At 70.4% G+C, this 18,501-nt stretch carries 14 protein-coding genes and 1 pseudogene; 5 read left to right on the top strand and 10 right to left on the bottom strand.

What is annotated here, in order from left to right; genetic code table 11:
- Nucleotides 1-3 precede the first annotated feature (3 nt).
- Both GA0074692_RS25295 and rpsF read right to left on the bottom strand, forming a co-directional pair.
- On the bottom strand, nt 4-537 hold the full coding sequence (locus GA0074692_RS25295) for a single-stranded DNA-binding protein (protein WP_176738569.1): 534 nt from the start codon (nt 535-537) through the stop codon (nt 4-6).
- An 80-nt stretch (nt 538-617) separates the two neighbouring features.
- Nucleotides 618-908, bottom strand: coding sequence for a 30S ribosomal protein S6 (gene rpsF / locus GA0074692_RS25290; protein WP_091648296.1), 291 nt, complete (start codon nt 906-908; stop codon nt 618-620).
- Between the two features lie 634 nt (nt 909-1,542).
- Between rpsF and GA0074692_RS25285 the strand changes: the two genes are divergently transcribed.
- Together GA0074692_RS25285 and GA0074692_RS25280 are read left to right on the top strand one after the other, a co-directional pair.
- The gene (locus GA0074692_RS25285) at nt 1,543-2,328 is read left to right on the top strand and encodes a deoxyribonuclease IV (RefSeq protein WP_091648294.1); all 786 of its coding nucleotides are present in this window, start codon (nt 1,543-1,545) and stop codon (nt 2,326-2,328) included.
- On the top strand, nt 2,325-4,658 hold the full coding sequence (locus GA0074692_RS25280; RefSeq protein WP_245730448.1) for a hypothetical protein: 2,334 nt from the start codon (nt 2,325-2,327) through the stop codon (nt 4,656-4,658). The genes GA0074692_RS25285 and GA0074692_RS25280 overlap by 4 nt, the downstream gene beginning before the upstream one ends.
- A 36-nt stretch (nt 4,659-4,694) precedes the next feature.
- Here the strand turns inward: GA0074692_RS25280 and GA0074692_RS25275 are convergent, their stop codons facing one another.
- From GA0074692_RS25275 to GA0074692_RS25255, 5 genes and pseudogenes are all read right to left on the bottom strand, one after another.
- Nucleotides 4,695-6,878 (bottom strand): ABC transporter permease family protein, encoded by a 2,184-nt coding sequence (locus GA0074692_RS25275; RefSeq protein WP_091648292.1) that lies wholly within the window; start codon nt 6,876-6,878, stop codon nt 4,695-4,697.
- Nucleotides 6,872-7,543, bottom strand: a complete 672-nt coding sequence (locus tag GA0074692_RS25270) for an ABC transporter ATP-binding protein (RefSeq protein WP_245730447.1) — start codon at nt 7,541-7,543, stop codon at nt 6,872-6,874. The genes GA0074692_RS25275 and GA0074692_RS25270 overlap by 7 nt, the downstream gene beginning before the upstream one ends.
- Before the next feature lie 72 nt (nt 7,544-7,615).
- Complete coding sequence (locus GA0074692_RS25265; RefSeq protein WP_141725403.1) at nt 7,616-7,957, bottom strand: hypothetical protein; 342 nt, start codon at nt 7,955-7,957, stop codon at nt 7,616-7,618.
- A 104-nt stretch (nt 7,958-8,061) separates the two neighbouring features.
- Nucleotides 8,062-9,578: pseudogene (locus tag GA0074692_RS25260) on the bottom strand (glycosyltransferase family 87 protein).
- Nucleotides 9,579-9,722: 144 nt separating this feature from the next.
- Nucleotides 9,723-12,143 (bottom strand): transglycosylase domain-containing protein, encoded by a 2,421-nt coding sequence (locus GA0074692_RS25255; protein ID WP_245730446.1) that lies wholly within the window; start codon nt 12,141-12,143, stop codon nt 9,723-9,725.
- On the opposite strand from GA0074692_RS25255, the gene GA0074692_RS36180 reads away from it, so the two are divergent.
- A complete protein-coding gene (locus GA0074692_RS36180; protein WP_245730445.1) occupies nt 12,127-12,696 on the top strand; it encodes a hypothetical protein in 570 nt (189 codons plus the stop codon). The genes GA0074692_RS25255 and GA0074692_RS36180 overlap by 17 nt on opposite strands.
- A 136-nt stretch (nt 12,697-12,832) precedes the next feature.
- Here GA0074692_RS36180 and GA0074692_RS25250 read toward each other — a convergent pair whose 3' ends face one another.
- The gene (locus tag GA0074692_RS25250) at nt 12,833-13,279 is read right to left on the bottom strand and encodes a DUF5318 domain-containing protein (protein ID WP_091648285.1); all 447 of its coding nucleotides are present in this window, start codon (nt 13,277-13,279) and stop codon (nt 12,833-12,835) included.
- A 176-nt stretch (nt 13,280-13,455) separates the two neighbouring features.
- On the opposite strand from GA0074692_RS25250, the gene GA0074692_RS25245 reads away from it, so the two are divergent.
- Nucleotides 13,456-14,097, top strand: a complete 642-nt coding sequence (locus GA0074692_RS25245; protein WP_091648283.1) for a PadR family transcriptional regulator — start codon at nt 13,456-13,458, stop codon at nt 14,095-14,097.
- Nucleotides 14,098-14,120: 23 nt separating this feature from the next.
- Entirely contained in the window at nt 14,121-15,200 is a 1,080-nt protein-coding gene (locus GA0074692_RS25240) for an inositol-3-phosphate synthase (protein ID WP_091648281.1), read from the top strand.
- 127 nt (nt 15,201-15,327) lie between these two features.
- Here GA0074692_RS25240 and GA0074692_RS25235 read toward each other — a convergent pair whose 3' ends face one another.
- Together GA0074692_RS25235 and GA0074692_RS25230 are read right to left on the bottom strand one after the other, a co-directional pair.
- Nucleotides 15,328-15,909: a TetR/AcrR family transcriptional regulator gene (locus GA0074692_RS25235; protein WP_091648278.1), complete on the bottom strand. Its 582-nt coding sequence runs from the start codon at nt 15,907-15,909 to the stop codon at nt 15,328-15,330.
- Nucleotides 15,910-15,997: 88 nt separating this feature from the next.
- The gene (locus GA0074692_RS25230; RefSeq protein WP_091648275.1) at nt 15,998-18,451 is read right to left on the bottom strand and encodes a PEP/pyruvate-binding domain-containing protein; all 2,454 of its coding nucleotides are present in this window, start codon (nt 18,449-18,451) and stop codon (nt 15,998-16,000) included.
- Nucleotides 18,452-18,501 lie beyond the last annotated feature (50 nt).

Below are 18,501 nucleotides of genomic sequence, written 5' to 3'. Positions count from 1 at the left end.
CCATTAGAACGGGGGCTCCTCGTCGAAGTTGCCGCCCGAACCGCCGCGGGAGGGGGCCGGGGCAGCCGAGGCCCAGGGGTCGTCGAAGTTGCCTCCGCCGCCACCCTGGCCACCACCACCACCGCCGCCGAAGCCGCCGCCACCGCCACCGGAGCGGGACATCTTCTGCACCTTCGCCGTGGCGTAGCGCAGCGACGGGCCGATCTCGTCGACCTCCAGCTCGATGACGGTGCGCTTCTCGCCCTCACGGGTCTCGTACGTCCGCTGCCGCAGCCGGCCGGACACGATCACCCGACTGCCCCGCTGGAGCGACTCGGCGACGTGCTCGGCGACCTGCCGCCAGACGGTGCACGAGAGGAACAACGGCTCGCCGTCCTTCCACTCGCCGGAGGCCTTCTCCAGGAACCGGGGCGTCGAAGCGACCCGGAACTTGGCGACCGCCGCGCCGGAGGGGGTGAAACGCAGCTCAGGGTCATCGGTCAGGTTGCCGATGACCGTGATGGTGGTGTCTCCTGCCATGACCTTCTCCTCGCACACTCGTCAGTTCCCGTACAGGCTCACAGAGCCGTATGACAGAGAGCCGACGAGTTCGATCCGGGCGAACCGGGGCTGAATGCTTAGCGCATCTCCGGCCGGATGACCTTGGTGCGCAGCACGGACTCGTTGAGCCGCAGCTGACGGTCCAGCTCGGCCACCGCGGCAGGCGTCGCCTGCAGGTCGACGACGGCGTAGATGCCCTCGGTCTTTTTGTTGATCTCGTACGCGAGGCGCCGGCGGCCCCACACGTCGGTCTTCTCCACCGAGCCACCCGCGGTCCGGATCACGTTCAGGTACGTGTCGAGCGACGGGGCGACGGTGCGTTCCTCGAGGCTGGGGTCGAGGATCACCATGACTTCGTAGTGACGCAAGACGTGCTCACCTCCTGTGGGCTAGGCGGCCACGGTCCTTCCGTGGCAGGAGGTCGTGCGTCGTGCCCGGTCCGGTCTGAGGGAACCCAGCCGGCTGCGGGCAACCGGGCAAGGATACCCGGTCCCGACGATCATGCCGGCGACGCCCGGACCGGCCGCGTGGCGCGGACCCGGGAACGGAACCAGGGCCCTCTCCCGCTCGTCGCACACGACGGGAGAGGGCCCTGGTTCACCGGGCCGCGGGGCGCTCCGTCCGCATTCCTTGGGTGGGACCTGGGGAGGAACGACCACACCGACGAGGTTGGACTGGGAGCGCCCCGCGGAGCTATATCGTGTTGTTACCTGACGTTACATCAGTTCCTGTCACCTGTTGAGGTAAATGCCCTTATTGCCGAGCCGGGTCCAGTGGCTCCGAAGCCGGGTGGTCCCGCCATCCCGGCGGGTCACGTGACGGAGGGCGCCCCGGCCCGCTGCCCGCTGCCCCGTCGGCGGTTCATCGACTCTCACCAGGTCAACGACCACTTTGGGGCGGGGTAACGCGACCCGGTCCGGCCCCGGGACGGCCGGGGAACCAGCGCGACAACGCCCCCTTGCCGACACCCGACGGCGACGACCGCCACGTAGGCTCGCCTGCATGCGTATCGGAGCCCACGTCGACTCGGCCGACCCGCTCGCGGAGGCGGCGTCCCGAGCCGCCGACGCCGTGCAGTTCTTCCTCTCCGACCCGCAGGGGTGGAAGGCACCCAAGCCGAGGGAGGACGCCGACCGCCTGCGTGCCGCAGAGGTCGACCTCTTCGTCCACGCGCCGTACGTCGTCAACGTCGCCACGACCAACAACCGGATTCGGATCCCGAGCCGGAAACTGCTGCTCGGGCACGCGGCCGGCGCCGTCGAGATTGGCGCGAAGGGGCTGATCGTGCACGGTGGCCACGTCAACGCGGGCGACGACCTGGCCATCGGCTTCGACAACTGGCGTAAGACCTTCGCGTACGCCGCCGAGCACGGCGGGTTCGGCGTCCCGGTCCTGATCGAGAACACCGCCGGCGGGGAGAACGCCTGTGCCCGGCGGTTGGACGCGTTGGCCCGACTCTGGGACGCGGTGGGCGAGTACGACGTCGGGTTCTGCCTGGACACCTGCCACGCCCATGCCGGTGGCGAGGAACTGCTCGACCTGGTGGACCGGGTCAAGGCGGTCACCGGCCGGATCGACCTGATCCACGCCAACAACTCGAAGGACGCCTTCGACTCCGGCCGGGACCGGCACGACAACCTGACCGGCGGCACCATCGACCCGGAGTTGCTGGTGGCGATCATTCGGGCAGCCGACGCACCGGTCATCGTGGAGACTCCGGGCGGCGTCGACGGGCAGGGCGCCGACATCACCTTCCTGCGGGAACATCTCGGCGGTACGAAGGCATGAGCAGCGGAACGTCCGACACGACCCGAACCGGCCCCGGGCCGGAGACCGACGGCGACCAGGTCACGGGCGGCGCAGCCGACGGCGTCCAGGTCACGGGCGATGCGAGCGGCGGAGACCGGGCTACGAGCGACGGCGACCGGGCTACGAGCGGCGCGACCGGCGCGACCGGCGCGACCGGCGCGGAGCCGACGGCCACCGGAGCGACCGGGTCCACTGCCGGTGTGACGTCCCCGGAGGCGGGAGAGCCCTCCGCTGCGGCGTCCGGCGAGATGGACAAGACCACGGACGCCCCCGATGGCGGCGGGAAGCCCACAGACGCCACTGACGGCGGCCAAAAGTCCACGGACTCCGCCAAGGGTGGCGGCGGGAAGCCCACGGAGGGCACGGCCACCGGAGACAGTGACGGAGCGGCAGCCGACGCGGGTGGCAGCACCGCAGGTCGGACCGGCCCCGACGACGCGACGAAGAGCCGCAGCAGGTGGACCAGGTTCGGCCGGAGGAGCAAGGGCAGCGCGGCAGAGCCCAAGCCGGCCAGCACCGCCGACGGTGAGGTGGCGGACCCGTTCGAGGCGTTCGGCCCCGCGCCGGAGCACAAGCCCGGACGGCTCGGACGGGTGATCCGCGCGGTCGGCCGGTTCCTGGTCCACGAGTGGACCCTGGCCACCGTCGGCTCACTCGTGCTGGCCGTCCTGTTGACCTGGCCCACGCTGCGCTACCCGCTCTACACGATCCCGCAGGACTACTACGACCCGGCGCTCCAGGCCTGGCAGGTTGCCTGGTCGGGGCACATCCTGCTGACCGACCCCGCCCAGTTGTGGCAGGCGAACACGTTCTACCCGGAGTCGTGGAGCTTCGCCTTCTCCGACACCCTTCTCGGGTACGCCCCGGCCGGGATGATCGGCACCGGGCCCGAGGCCGCGTTGCTCCGCTACAACATCCTCTTCGTACTCGCGCACGCGCTGGCCACGCTGGGGGCGTACGCGTTGGCCCGGCAGCTCGGGGCGGGGCGGATCGGCGCGGCGGTGGCCGGGGTGAGCTTCGCGTACGCGCCGTGGCTGCTGTCGCAGGCCGGCCACCTGCACGTCATCTCCAACGGTGGTATCCCGCTGGCGCTGGCGATGCTGGCCCGGGGACACGGCTGGTCGCTGCGGTACGGCTACCGACCCAGGCGGCGGCACGCCGGGTGGGCGCTGGCCGGCTGGCTGGTCGCCGCCTGGCAGCTCAGCCTGGGCTTCGGCATCGGGCTGCCGTTCGCGTACGTGCTGGGCGGGATCGTGCTGGTCGCGACGCTCACCTGGTACCTGCGGCGGTACTGGATCCGGCCGGTCAAACACCCGTTCGGCTGGCGGCTGCTCGTGACCGACGTGGTCGGTGGCCTGGTCTTCGCGGCGACCGGCGCGCTGCTGGCCATCCCGTACTTCATCGTGGCGGAACGGCATCCGAACGCCCGGCGCAGCATCGGCGACCTCGACATCTACTCCCCGCCGGCCTCCGGTTTCCTGACCGCGCCGGCCGAGTCGCGGATCTGGGGTGGCCTGCACGAGGGAGCACGGGGGGCGCTGACCCAGGTTCCCGAGATGACCCTGCTGCCGGGCTTCGTGCTGTACGCGCTCGCCCTCGGCGGGTTGTTCTTCTCGGTGTGGCGGCTGCGCCACCGGCTGCTGCTGCTCGCCGGGGTGCTGGTCAGCATGGTGCTGTCGATGGGCACCCAGTTCTTCGACGGCACCTTCAGCTACGTCCTGCTCTTCGAGCACCTGCCCGGCTGGGACGGCATCCGGACGCCGGGCCGGCTGACGATCTGGACCACCCTGCTGCTCGGGCTGCTCGCGGCCGGCACGCTCACCGCCTTCGCCATGCGGGTACGCGAGATCGCCGCCCAGCGCGTCCCGCCCTGGCCCGGCCCGTGGCTGCGGACGGCGACCCTGCTGCCGCTGCTGCTGGTGATCGTGGAAGGGCTGAACGCCACGCCGCACCCGGTGGTGCCGGCGCAGCCGGCGGCGATGCGGAGCGTAACGGGACCGGTGCTGGTGCTGCCGAGCGGGATGAGCCTGGACCAGCCGGCGATGCTCTGGTCGACCAGCAGGTTCCAGGACCTGGTCAACGGCGGCAGCGGGTTCACCCCGCTGAAGCTGACCGAGACGCGGGAGGCGACGCAGACCTTCCCGGACCCGACCAGCGTCGACTACCTGCGCCGGCTCGGGGTGCGGACCGTCGTCGTCCCTCGTGGCCACGTGGCGGGCACTCCGTTGGAGACCAACATCGAACTGCCGGTCGACGCGCTCGGCCTCCGGCGGGAGGAGATCGGCGACACCGTGGTCTACCACTTCTGAGGTTGGGCGGGTGACTGACCCGGGCTGTCGCTCAGATCAGTCACCCGTGGGCCGCCACCGCCGGGCCGACCCAACGGCCACGGCAGCAGCAATCAGGCCGGCGCCAATCCCCGCCGACGTAACCAGGAGCACCGCTGCGAGAAGCAGTCCGGCGGCGAACGAACCGGACCCCCCGAGGCGGATCAACAGACCACCCAGTACGGCTGCGGTGACTGCGGCGAGTATCCCCACCACAACCGTTGGCAGCGTCAGATTCCACCAGGTCACCCGGACCAGGAAGTTGTAGCGCCCGGTGTACGAGGCGAGGGCCCCGACACCGTGCGCCTGGTTGACGAAGGAGCCAGCGGCACCCAACCCGGCCGCTGCGGCGAGAAGCAGCAGAGCCAGCAGGCCGAAGTCGTAGATCCACCAGGAGAGCCGAGCGCGGCTGGCCAGACCGCCCAGGATGCCCTCCGCCGGGGTCCGTACGATTGGCATCCCCGTCGTGGCCTGTGCCACACGCTTGATTTCCTCCACGCCCGCCCGACCAGACGGATTCAAGACGAAGAAGCCCTGCAGTTCCCCCTCGGGTCTGACAGTGGAAAGGAAGAGCGACCCCGGCGAAACCGCTGTTCCATGCGCTAGGACGGCCCCCGCTGCGGTCAGCGGTGACCCTTCGGTGGACGTTGTCGTTAACCCGCACCGGCCATCCTGGGTGAGCTGTGCGAGGGCCACGCAGTCCCCCACAGCAACGAACCGGCCGTCGTGCGTCGCCCAGCCCTCGACGACTCGCTGCGGACCAAACGCGTTGCGCAACCTTCCGCCGTCCTCGATCCCACCAGTGCTTCTGACCAGGACGGCACTGTCGTCCATCCGGCCGGCCTGTGCCTGTGCGGCCCGCTCCACGCCGGTGAGCTGGGTGGTGAGGATCTGTGCCTGCACCAGCAGACCGAAGCCGATCAGGACGGCGGCCGTGACCCTGGCGAGGGTTCCCGGTCGGGCCGCCAGCCAACGACCACCGACGAGCGCAGACGGCCACCCCCGGCTGTCGCCGAGCCCGGCGATACGGTTGCCCAGCATGGTGGCGACGCGGGTGGCTACCGCAGGCGTGCCGGCGAGTGTCGCCAGCAGGCCGAGGGTGTACGCCCACCGTCCCCAGTCACCACGGACCGTGCTGCCATACACCGCGAGGAGCAGGCCCACCAGGAACACCGAGACGAAGATCGGACGGCGGACATCGACCCGCCCACGCCGCAGTCTCTGGCTGGTGGCAGGGGTGCCTACCGGGCGCAGGCTCGCAGCGATCGCCGACAGCGACACCACAACCAGCAGACTGGCCAGTGCCAACGCGGGTAACCAGCCCCGCCTCGTCGCCAAGTCGTCGGCGGCTATCACGTACCCGGTGGCCGGCAGGCGTAGGTCGACCACGGTGGTGGTCAGAGCGAGCGCGCCTCCGACCAGCACGCCGGCGAGGGTCGACAGGAGTGCCTCGCCAAGGATCACCATGGCCCGCGCCCGCCGGCCGGCACCGAGGACATCCAGAGTTGCCACCCGACGGTCGCGTCCCTCCGCCGCGCCCGTTCCCGCCACCAGAATCAGCGCCACGAGCGGCAGGATCCCAAAGAAGACCAACAGTAGGTATGCGTCGGAGACGGGTCGGCCGCCCGGCAGCACGGTGCGCGACCGTGCTCCGTCAGCTCCGAAGCCGCTGACCAGGGTGGTACGTCGCTCGACGTTCCCGAGAGCGTCGGTAAGTGCGGGTCGGGCGTACACGAGCAGTTCGTTCGGGCTGCGTAGACCCGACGGAGCAATCTCCCCACCGAACGTCCCGTACCGGTTCGCGACCGCCCCGGAGGGGTCCAGCCGCAGCAGCCCGGGGGAGAGAAACGCCTCTCCGCGCTCGGGCCAGCGGGGCAGGCCCGGTGGTGGCGGTGCTTCCGGCTGGATCGGCGCGACGTAGAGCACCAGGTACTGATATGTGTCGACGGTGTCGGGCCGCTCGACCCAGCGGGCCGTGGCCGCCGTGCTGTCCGTGGTGAACACCGGGGCCCGCCCGGCGACCCGTTCCTCACCGCGTTCCTGCAGGGCGTCGATGCCGACGATCAACCAGGTGACGAGGACCAGCGCGGTCGCGCTGAGAAACAGGCCGATCCGATGCACGCCGCCGCGCCAGCCGTCTCGTCGGCCGACCCGGTGGCCGAGAGCGATCAGAATTCCGGTACGCGTGACCATGGTCAGCACGCCACTTCGGTGAGCGTGCCGTCGCTCAGGCTGAGGCAACGTTTCGCGCGACGGGCGACGGCAGTGTTGTGGGTGACCAGCACCAGGGCACAGCCGAAGTCCACCGGCAGGGAGAAGAGCAGATCGGCCACCGAATCTACGTACGCCGGGTCGAGCGCCCCCGTCGGTTCGTCGGCGAGCAGCAGAGCCGGCTCGTTGATCAGCGCACGGGCGACTGCCGTCCGCTGTCGTTCCCCACCGGAGAGGACCGCTGCGGACCGGTCGGCCAGCCCGGCGAGGTCGAGGCGGTCGAGCAGGGTGGTGGCCCGGTCCCGCGCCGAGGCGCGGGGCCGCCCGGCCAGCAGCGCCGGCAGGAGGACGTTCTCCAGGACCGTGAGTTCCGGAAGGAGCTCACCGAACTGGTAGACGAAGCCAACGGCGGAGAGCCGGATTTCGGCCCGCCGCTTCTTGGGCACCGACGTCACCGGCTGGCCGGCCACGGACACCTCGCCAGAGTCTGGCTCGACGAGCCCGGCGAGACAGGAGAGCAGCGTGGTCTTGCCCGAGCCGCTCGGGCCGATGACGGCGACCGACTCACCGGCCTGGACGGTCAGGTCGACTTCGTCCAGCACCGTCTGGTTGCCCATGGCGAGCCGGAGGCCGCGGGCGGTAAGAATTGAGGACATCCCCCGAAACTCCTCAGAAAAAGGGTGTTCCCTCTGCCAACGGCAGAGGGAACACTCATCGACAACTGCCGGTCACCACTCCCACTGGGAGCAGATGTCGGGGCGAAGGCTCAGATCCTGGCAGGCCCGGTAGTCGTTCACCAGGTTGGAGTGGTTGGTGCCGCTGTAGGCGGTGGTGCCGCAGCCCGTGGTGTCCCATCGGCTGTAGGTGCCGCTCTCCCGGTGCAGCTCGCCGTAGCCGACGTTGCCGTCGCAGTCACCGTCGTAGGTCTTGGCCCCGTCCCAGCCGCTGTAGAGGCTGGTGCAGGTGTTGTAGATGCATGCGGGATCGGCTGCCTGCGCGATCCCCGGAGCGGCGAAACCACCCACAGCCAGTAGACCTGCGATCGCCAGTAGGCGAGTTCGCTTGATCATGATTCCTCCCGTGATAGCCGTTGGGGTTCGCCAGCGCGCTGACCAACCCTTGCCACGGGGGACCATATCGATGACCACCACAGTTACGCAACATCACTTCTCGGTTATCGAGAGTAATCACTGGTTGTGGTGGGAAAATTTTTTCGCTGGACGAGCGACCGCCGTAACCGCGCGGCCCAGGATGCGTCCGGGGCCCCGTCGAGCGGGCCGCCGTCCGGGTCGTCCGGGTAGGTGGCCCGGACCGGGTCACGCTCGGGGTGCAGTACGTCCCGGACGACCAGGACGCAGAGCAGCACCACCGTGGCCAGCCGGAGCGTCGCGGCCAGCACGAAGACGCCCTCCGGGAAGACCGGACGGCTGGTCGCCGAGCCGAGCAGCTCACCGTAGAAGGCGGCGAAGTAGCAGATCTCGGCGGCCTGCCAGGCCAGGAACGCCCCCCAGCGGGGCCGGGCCAGCACGGCCAGGGGCAGCAGCCAGAGCACGAACTGCTGGGACCAGACCTTGCTGAAGATCAGGAAGGCGGCCACCACCAGGAAGGCGAGCTGGGCCAGGCGGGGTCGGCGTGGAGCCAGCAGCGCCAGCCAGGCCACCCCGAGGCAGGCCAGCGCGAAGAGGGCGTACGAGAGGTAGTTCAGGGTGGGGATGTTGACGTTCAACCACTCGAACGGCCCCTGTCCGGTCGGGCTGCCCAGGTTGATCTTCCCGTCCAGGTACCGGCCGATGTACCAGAGCGTGCCCCAGTCGATGGGCCGGGTGCTGTTCAGCTCGAAGAAGCGGTCCCAGTTCTCCCGGTACGGCACGGCCGCCGGCAGGTTCACCGCGACCACGGTCAGGACCGCCGTGCCGAGCGCGGTGAGGGCGGCGCGCATCTTGCCGGCCCGGAGGGCGAGCACCAGGATCGGCCCAAGGACGAAGAGCGGCCACATCTTGGCCGCGCCGGCCAGGCCGAGCAGCACACCGGCGAGGGCCGGCCGGGTACGGGCCCAGGCCAGCAGCCCCAACGCGCCGAGGCCGATGGCGAGCAGGTCCCAGTTGACGGTGGCGGTGAGCAGCAGGGCCGGGGCGAGTGCGAAGAGCGCGGCGTCCCACGGTCGTCGACGGCGCAGCGCGAGGATGACGGCGACCGTGACGACCGCGAGCGCGCCGAGCACCAGCACGTTCAGGTTGTAGAACCACATGCCCTGGTTGATGTTCGGGTTGTCCGTGCCGAGGGCGTGCACCGGCAGGCCGAGCGCCCCATGAAGTATCCGGTCAGTACCGGGTACTCGACCGGGTGGTCCCGGTAGGGGACCTTGCCCTCGTTCAGGCCCTCCGCGTAGTAGAGGGCGAGCACGTCGGTGTAGCAGAACCGGGTGTACTGGATGTTGTTCTGCCAGGCGCCGTCCTGGCAGGGCGACTTCTGCACCCAGTGCAGGGCCAGGGTGAGGCAGGTCAGGGCGAGCACGATCCGGACCGCTGTCCAGAAGCGCCGCTCCGAGCCGGCGGGCCGGTCCAGGGCGGTCGCATGGTCGCCGAGGGGCCCGCCGATGAGCTGGGATGTGCCCCGGACGAACCCGTCGGACCGGGACGGATGGTCGCTGCGCTCGGCGTCGTCGATGCCAGCGGTCGCCTGCGTGCTCATAACCAGGCATCCTGCCGTACCCGGTGGTTCCCCGTCCCGCTCATCCGGGGCGTCGTCCCGACCGGCGGAAAACGCTCACGGCGGCCGGACTCCGTCCGGCCGCCGTGAGCGGTGTGCTGTTTCAGTTGTCAGCGGGTTGCTGTCTCACTCGTTGTCGCTGTACCGGGTTGGTGGCGTGGTCCGTTCGCCGCCACCACCGTCCGGAGGGGGCGGGTTACCCGGTCCGCCAGGGGTGCCCGGTCCGCCGGGGTTACCGCCCCCGGGGTTCTGGCAGAGGACGTTGAACGGGTCGAAGCAGGGTTGGCCGGGCTGTGGGGTGGTCGGCGGCGGCGGGGGCGGCGGCTCGATACCGTTGCCCTTGTTCGGGTCGCCGAGGCCGGTGACGTCGGGCAGGGCGCGCTTGTTCATGCTCTTCGTCGCGGCGTTCATGAACCGCTCCCAGATCTCGCCGGGGAGTCCGCTACCGCCGACGTCCTTGCCGGTCTTGTCGCGGATCTGCGGCTTCTCCGAGTCCCGGCTGCCGACCCAGACGGCGGTGGCGATGTCCGGGGTGTAGCCGACCATCCAGGCGTGCGCGTTGTCCTTGCTGTCGTACTCCCAGGTACCGGTCTTGCCGGCCGCCTGCCGGCCGCCGTCGAGCCCTCGGCTGTTCTTGCCCGGGATCTCCTTGAGCACCGCGGTGACCTCCCGGGCCACCTCCTGCTTGATCAGCTGCTGGCCGCCGGACTTGTTCAGCTTCTCACCGGTGCCGGTAACCTTCTCCCACTTGCCGGTCGCCTCGTTCTGCTTCTCCACCGAGATCACGAAGTGGGCCTTGTTGTACCTGCCCTCGTTGGCCAGGGTGGCGAGGCCGTTGGCGTGGTCGAGCACGGTCACCGGGTACTGGCCGTAGCCGACCACGTGGAAGAAGGGGCTCGGCGCGATCTCCTCCGGCTTCTCCTTGGTCAGGTCGATCGGCTTCGCCGGGTTGTCGGAGGTGGTCCACATCGTGGTGACGCCGGCCCGCCGGGCGATGTCGACGATCTTGTCGGGGCCGATCTCGCTGCTCACGTGGTAGAAGGGCACGTTGTACGACTCGACGGTCGACTCCTGCAACGTGCACCACCGGTTGCAGCGTCCGTTGGCGCTGACGTCCCGGCCGGCGTTCTGCACCGGGTTGTCGAAGCCCTCTGGCTTGAACGGCTTGGCGTCCCAGTGCGACTTCACCGAGACGCCGGCGTCCACCGCGGCGGCCAGGGTGTAGACCTTGAACGACGAGCCCGGGGGGTGCCCGCCGGTCAACACGCCGTTGAGCGTGTTCTTGCCCGCGTAGTCGAAGCCGGTGCCGTCGTCACCGCCGTAGTAGGCGAGGACCCGACCGGTCTTCGGCTCCACCGCGACCGCGGCGCCCATCAGGTTCTTCGGCTGGCCGTTGAGGACCGAGCCCTTCACCTCCTGCCGGATGACCTTCTCCAGCGAGGCCTGCATACCGCTGTTGATCGTGGTCTTGATCCGGTAGCCCTCGGAACGGAGGAGGCTGGCGCAGGTCGGCTTGGGGCCGACCGGCTCGGGGGTGTCGGTGCAGAGGCCCCACTGGTCCAGTTCCGCCCGGACGTAGTTGACCACGTTGCCCTTGGGCGTCTTCACACTGAAGGAATTGTCAATCTTCTCTGGCAGCATCTTCGGGAACTCGGTGGGGCGATCGGCGGGCTTCAGCCAACCCTTCTCCACCATGCCGTCGAGCACGTAGTTCCACCGGCCCAGGGCGGCCTCGGCTGCCTCGGCGCCCTTGGTCGGGTCGTATCCGGGGTGGCCGCCACCGGCGACCGGTTGTCTGATGACGCCGGCGAGCGCTGCGCCCTCCCCCGGGGTCAGTTTGTTCACCGGCTTGTTGAAGTACGCCTTCGCCGCCGCCTGGATGCCGTACGCGTTCCGCCCGAAGTAGATCGTGTTCAGGTAGTGCTGCATGATCGTCGGCTTGTCGTACTTCTCGTTGAGCTTGGAGGCGAGGATCGCCTCCTTCACCTTCCGGGCGTACGTGTCGTCCTTCAGGCTCTCGTAGGCGTTACGGGCGTACTGCTGGGTGATGGTCGAGGCACCCTGCTTGTCGCCGCCGGTGAAGTTGTTCCAGGCGGCCCGCGCGATGCCCTTGTAGTCGACGCCGGAGTGCTCGTAGAAGTTGCGGTCCTCGGCGGCCGCGACCGCCCGCTGGACGTGCTCCGGAATGTCGTTGATGGTGACGAACTCGCGGTTCTGGTTACCGAGCCGCGCCACCACGGTCTTCATGTCGCTGGTGTAGACGGTGGTCGCCAGCGGCATCGGAAGCTGGTCCGGGACCGGGACGTTGGTCGAGTAGTAGGTGAAGCCGACCACGCCGCCACCCGCGAGCATGATCAGGACCGCGAAGCTGGCGATCAGGATGTTCGCCCGCTTGCGCTTCTTCGCCCGCCGCGTGGCGTCCGGGTCCTGGTTGCGGCTGCGGCTGCGCCGGCCGGGACCGGTCGGTCCGCCGGGGCCGCCCAGGTCCGGGCCGGATCCGCCCGACGGGGAGACGCTGGCCCGGGCGACGGTGGCCCGGCCGGCCATCCCGCCGACTGCCGCACCACCGACGGCGGCCGAGCCGACCGAGGCCCGGCCACTGGAGGCGGGGCTCACCGGGCGGGCGGACCCGACCGAGGCCCGACCGCTGGAGCCGTTCCCCACCGAGGCCCGACCGGCCGGGGCGGACCCGGAAGCCGGGGACACCGACGCCCGGCCGGCACCGTGGCGGCCGACCGAGGCCGAGCCGGACGGCGGCGGGCTGACCGGAGGGGCCATGCCACCACGGGGTACGGAGGCGCCACCACGGGCCACCGAGGCGGAGCCGGACACCGACGCCCGCCCGCTCGGCCCGGCCGCCCGCGCTGTCGGGGTGGCCCGGCCGCTGGGTGTCGTCCCGTCGTGTCCGGAAGACCAGCCGGTTCCCCGGGCCTCCGCACCGGGACGGCGGTACGTGTCGTCCACCCCCGGGTCGGGGTCACCGTTCGGGCCCGGAATCCGGGCCCGCCCATGTGGGGAACTGGGATCGCCGTACGAGTTCATTCCTCACACCCTGCCGGTCGCGGTGGTACGCGGGTGCGTCACCACCGGTTTGCCGTGAGCTGTGCCACGCGGTCTCGTCACCCAAACACCTCGGAACGCGAGCCGCGGCATCTGTACCGACCGGGGCAATCCGGCCAAATAGCTGCCGACTGCCCCGTTCGTCGTCATTGTCGGCGGCCGCCGAGGCGTTGGGTTCACCGTTGCGCCTCTCGCCTCCGCCATACGGCCGGGCCGCCGACCGCGTCCTTTTCCTGCCCGTCGTCCACACCCACGACCAGTCCGTCCCGACCGAGCAGGAACTGCTCGACGAGATGGTTCCAGTCGCAACCGAGGCACACCTCCACCACGAAGACCTGGAACTCACGCAGCGTTATCGCCAGGGCGGGCAGTTCGGCCCGCGTGCGCGCCTGGCCGGCGGACTGCTTCAGTTCGTCCCCGTAAATGTAATGGACGTGGGTCAGGTTCTCCCGTCGGCAGATCGGGCACCGCTGCTCGGTCGGTTCGCCATGAAACCGAGCCGCATTCTTCAGGTACGGCGACGCGTCGCAGACGTCGTACGTGCCGACCCGACCGGAGAGAACCTCACGCAGCACCGCCCGCCTCTGGAGCGAGTAGTCGACCACCTGGCGCTGCGTACGCATGCGGCAAAGGGTACGCGCTCCGACCGGACGGGGCGACCGCGCTCACTTTCCGTCACGACACGAATCCGCGAGCGGGGTTTGCCCTGATAGGGGTCAACCGCTAACGTGCGATGTATCGGTCCGATACATCGCGTCGACGATCCGGTCCGCGGCCACGGGGAAAGAGAGGATGGTCGGTGCTCGAGTTCGCCATCCTCGGCCTGCTTCAGGAGTCCCCGATGCACGGCTACGAGCTCCGCAAGGAGCTCACCGCCAAGCTGGGCGCGATCCGGGCGGCGATCAGCTACGGCTCGCTCTACCCCACCCTGCGGCGGTTGCAGGCAGCGGGGTGGATCACCGAAGCCGACGAGGCACCGCCGACGGCGGAGGAGGTGCCCGCGCTGACCAGCCGACGCGGTCGGGTGGTCTACAAGATCACCGCTGAGGGCAAGGAACGCTTCGCACAACTGATCGCCCAGGCCGGTCCGGAGACGTACGACGACACCGGTTTCGGCGTGCACTTCGCGTTCTTCGCCCGCACCGACCAGGCCACCCGCCTGCGGATCCTGGAAGGTCGGCGCCGAAAGATCGAGGAGCGTCGCGAGGGTCTGCGCGACGTGCTGGCCCGGGCGGCCGAGCGTCTCGACGCGTACACCCTGGAACTCCAACGCCACGGCCTCGACGCCTGTGAGCGGGAGGTCCGCTGGCTGGAGGAGCTCATCGCCAACGAGCGCTCCGGCCGGGCCCCGACCGGCCCCGACAGGGGGACGGCCGCCGGCCCACGAGAAGACACCAGCCCGCCTCCACCTGGAGAGTCCAGGAAAGAAGAGCGGCCGTGATGAGGAAGAAGGAGGCAGACGCTATGGGCTCCGTCCGCGTCGCCATCGTCGGTGTGGGTAACTGCGCCTCGTCCCTGGTACAGGGCGTGGAGTACTACCGGAACGCCGACCCGAACGATCGCGTCCCGGGTCTCATGCACGTCACCTTCGGCGACTACCACGTCTCGGACGTGCAGTTCGTCGCGGCGTTCGACGTGGACGCCAAGAAGGTGGGCATGGACCTCGCCGAGGCGATCGTGGCCAGCGAGAACAACACCATCAAGCTGTGCGACGTGCCGCCGACCGGCGTCACCGTGCAGCGCGGCCCGACCTTCGACGGTCTGGGCCAGTACTACCGCGAGATCATCGAGGAGTCCGACGTCCAGCCGGTCGACGTGGCGCAGGCGCTGCGGGACGCGCAGGTCGACGTGGTCGTCTCCTACCTGCCGGTCGGCTCCGAGCAGGCCGACAAGTTCTACGCCCAGGCGGCTATCGACGCCGGCTGTGCGTTCGTCAACGCCCTGCCGGTCTTCATCGCCTCCGACCCGGAGTGGGCGAAGAAGTTCGAGGACGCGGGTCTGCCGATCGTCGGTGACGACATCAAGAGCCAGGTCGGCGCCACCATCGTGCACCGCGCGCTGGCGAAGCTGTTCGAGGACCGTGGGGTCGAGCTGCTGCGCACGTACCAGCTCAACTTCGGCGGCAACATGGACTTCATGAACATGCTGGAGCGCAACCGGCTGGTCTCGAAGAAGATCTCGAAGACCCAGTCGGTCACCTCCCAGGTGCCGCACGAGATGGCCAAGAGCGACGTGCACATCGGCCCGTCCGACCACGTGCCGTGGCTCGACGACCGCAAGTGGGCGTACATCCGCCTGGAGGGCCGTTCCTTCGGTGACACCCCGCTCAACGCCGAGCTGAAGCTCGAGGTGTGGGACTCGCCGAACTCGGCCGGTGTCATCATCGACGCCGTCCGGGCCGCGAAGATCGCGCTGGACCGGAAGATCGGTGGCCCGATCCTGTCGGCCTCGTCGTACTTCATGAAGTCCCCGCCCGTGCAGTACGCCGACCACGACGCGCACGCCTCCGTCGAGGCGTTCATCAAGGGCGAGATCGAGCGCTGACGCGTCGACCACCGCACACCGTCGAGGGCCGGGTCCAGCTGGACCCGGCCCTCGGGTCTGTCGTCACCGCCCAGACACGCGTCGCCGGATCAGATCCGCGTCGCTGGCTCAGATCCGCGTCGCTGGCTCAGGCTGGCGTCGACGGGCCGAAGAGCAGGTCGAGGTGGGCGTCCAGCACCCGGATGGCCTGCTCGCCGGTGTAGTGCCCGCCCAGCAGGTAGACGCCCAGCCCCTCCATCAGCGCCAACAGGCCGGCAGCGGCCTCGGCGGCGTTCGGGCCGGGCAGGACACCGGCCAGGAAACCGACCATCTGCGCGGTGTCCTCGCGCAGGCTGGCGGCGGCCGCCGGGCGTACCGCGGTGTAGGCGAGGAACGCCAGGGCGACCCGTCCGTCGTCGCGGGTCTGCGCGTCGAGCGGCAGCAGCGCCGTGATCATCGTCCGCAGCAGCAGCCGTGGGGACGGATCGGCACCGAGCCGGGCGACCGCGTCGGTGACCCGGACCTGGTTACGGTCACGGACGACGGCCAGCGCGAACGCCATCATCTCGTCCTTGGTACGGAAGTAGTGCTGCACCATCCCCGCCGAGACGCCGGCCTCCGCCGCCACGTGGCGCAGGCTGACCGCCTCCAGGCCACGATCCGCCGCAACCCGCATCAACGCGTCCGCGATCAGCGCGCGTCGCTCCTGGTGGTCGACCTTCCTGGGCACGACACCGATGGTTCCACAGTGCAGTCGCACTGACGTGCGCGGATCGACCCGGCGGTTGCCCCCACCAGCGGGGGCCTGGCTGTCCCGCTCAGTCGAGGGTGACGGTTCCGGCCGCGCCGTCCACCGTGACGATCTGCCCGGTGGAGATCCGCCGGGTGGCCTCGGGCACGCAGATGACGGCGGGGATGCCGTACTCCCGGGCCACGGTGGGGCCGTGGGCCATCACCGCGCCGGTCTCGGTGACCAGGGCACCGGCGGTGAGGAAGAGCGGGGTCCAGCCGGGGTCGGTGGTCGCGGTGACCAGGATCTCGCCGGGTTCGACACGCGCGGTGCCCGGATCGTGGACCACCCGCGCGGGCCCCGTCACCCGTCCCGCCGCCGCGCCCACGCCGGTGAGCGTGCCCTCCGCCGGGGGTGCCGACAGGACGGCCTCGACGTCGGTGCCGTCGGAGAGCAGCGCCACCGGTACGTGCCCCCGGGTCAGCTCCCTGCGGTGCACCGCCACGCGGGCGACGACCGTGTTCCGGTGGTCGTCGTTGCGGTGGACGGCGCCGTGCACCTCGTCGAGGGTCAGGAACATGATGTCGTCGGGCTGGTCCAGCAGCCCGGCGTCGGTCAGATCGGCGCCGACGAGCAGCAGTTGCCGGCGCATCTCCCGCAGCCGGTACAGGCCGGCGAACTTGCCCGCCTCGCGCAGCCCGGCCAGCGACCGGGCCCGACGGAGCAGGAAGCCGGCGAGCCGGCCGCGCACCGGCCGGCGGCGACGGGCCCGTACGACGAGTTCCCGCAGGGTGTCCTCGGCGGTGGCGGCGGCGCGCTCGAACCGTAGGTCGGGTGCCTGCTCCGGGTCGGTGACCCGCAGATAGTTGGCGATCATGGCGAAGACCGGCGCGGGATCCTCGGCCCAGCGCGGCACGCCGAGGTCGACCTCGGCCACGCCGCGATGACCGTAGGCGTCCAGGAACGCTGCCAGCCCGATGTCCGGGAGCGTCCCCCGCAGGTACCGCCCGGCCAGTTCGTCGGGTGGGGTGTCGAGCAGCAGTCGACGATGTTCACCGACGCGTCGGGCGAGCCGCCACAGCGCCAGGTTCATCTCGATGGTGACGTTGTGCGGCATCCCGCCCAGCACGGCGTGGATCTCGCCGGGGCCGGCGACGCCCTTGAGGAGCTGGGCCGGCAGCGCGGCGGCGAGCATGCCGGCCACGATCGGCCAGACGATGTCGTCCGGGCTCTCGTTCGTCTCAAGTTCCCGCACGAAGCTCAGCCGTTCCGCTGCGGTTGTCAGGTCGGGCGCGACCGAGGCGAACCGGAGCCGTTCGACGGCGTCGAACAGCCGGGTCCGCGCCGCGTCGGGTCGGGCCAGCGACCGGACGATCCCGGCCACCGCCCGCGCCGCCGTCCGCAGCGGTGCGCCGTCGGTTCCGCGTACGGTGCTGCCGTCGGCTCCGGGTGCGCGCTGCCGGTCCGCCTGCTGCGGGGTAAAGCGGGGGTCGGTCAACACGTGCCGCATGGCCGCCTGGGCCCGTGGGCCGAAGTCCACCGCCAGCAGTTTGACCAGTCGTCGGCGTCCGGATCTGCTCCGGGCCATGTCCGTCAGGTCGCCGTAGAGGCGGCCACCGATGTCGACGATCTCGGCCCGTACGCCGAGCGGGGCGAGCATCGCCGCCACCAGCGCTTTCAGCGTGGACATCCCCATCGGGGTGACCGGCTGCCGCATCCCCTGCACGTGGCCGAACTCGAGGTAGACCCGGGGAAGGGGCCGGCTGGGGGCCGGGGGCAGAGGAAACAGTGTGGTGATCGGCCGGGACTGCACCAACCACAGGGTGCCCTGCCGGTCGACCACCCACTCCACGTCCTGCGGGCAGCCGAACTGGCCCTGGAGCCGCTCACCCGTGGCCCGCAGCTCCGCCAGGCGGGCCGCCGTCAGGCACCCCGCCCGCTGCTGGTCGGACCCGTCAAGCACGTAGTGGTCCACCGCGCTGGCACCGTCGAGCACGTAGTGGTCCACCGCGCCGACGCCGTCCACCACGGCCGGGCCGGGACCGGGGGCGGCGTCGACCACCATCTCGGTACGGCAGCCGGTCACCGGGTTGGCGGTGAACAGCACCCCCGCCACCTCGGCGGGAACCATCCGTTGCACGATGACGGCCATCCGTACCGCCGCGCCGTCGAGGCCGTGGGCGTCGCGGTAGGCGACCGCCCGGTCGCCGTGCAGCGAGTCCCAGCACCGCGCGATGGCGGCGATCAGGCCGGTGGTGCCGGTGACGTCGAGGATCGTGTCGTACTGCCCGGCGAAGCTCGCTCCGGGCAGGTCTTCGGCGGTCGCGCTGGACCGTACCGCCACCGGACCCGCGCCGAGCCGCTCGTACGCGTCGACGATCTCCGCCTCGGGAATGACGCCGAGCCGGTGTGCCTCGGTGGTGACGCAGAACCCGTCCGGTACCCGTTCGCCCTGCCGGATCAGCTCACCCAGGCCGACCGCCTTGCCGCCCACCAGCTCGACGAGGTCGGCCGTCGCCTCGGACAACGCGATCACCTGCATGGGCGGTCTCCAACCTTTTGCAATACGACTGCATCGCAACAACCGTAGCC

This window comes from Micromonospora pallida, from assembly GCF_900090325.1.
GTDB lineage: Bacteria > Actinomycetota > Actinomycetes > Mycobacteriales > Micromonosporaceae > Micromonospora > Micromonospora pallida.
This window is presented reverse-complemented; position numbering and strand designations above follow the sequence as displayed.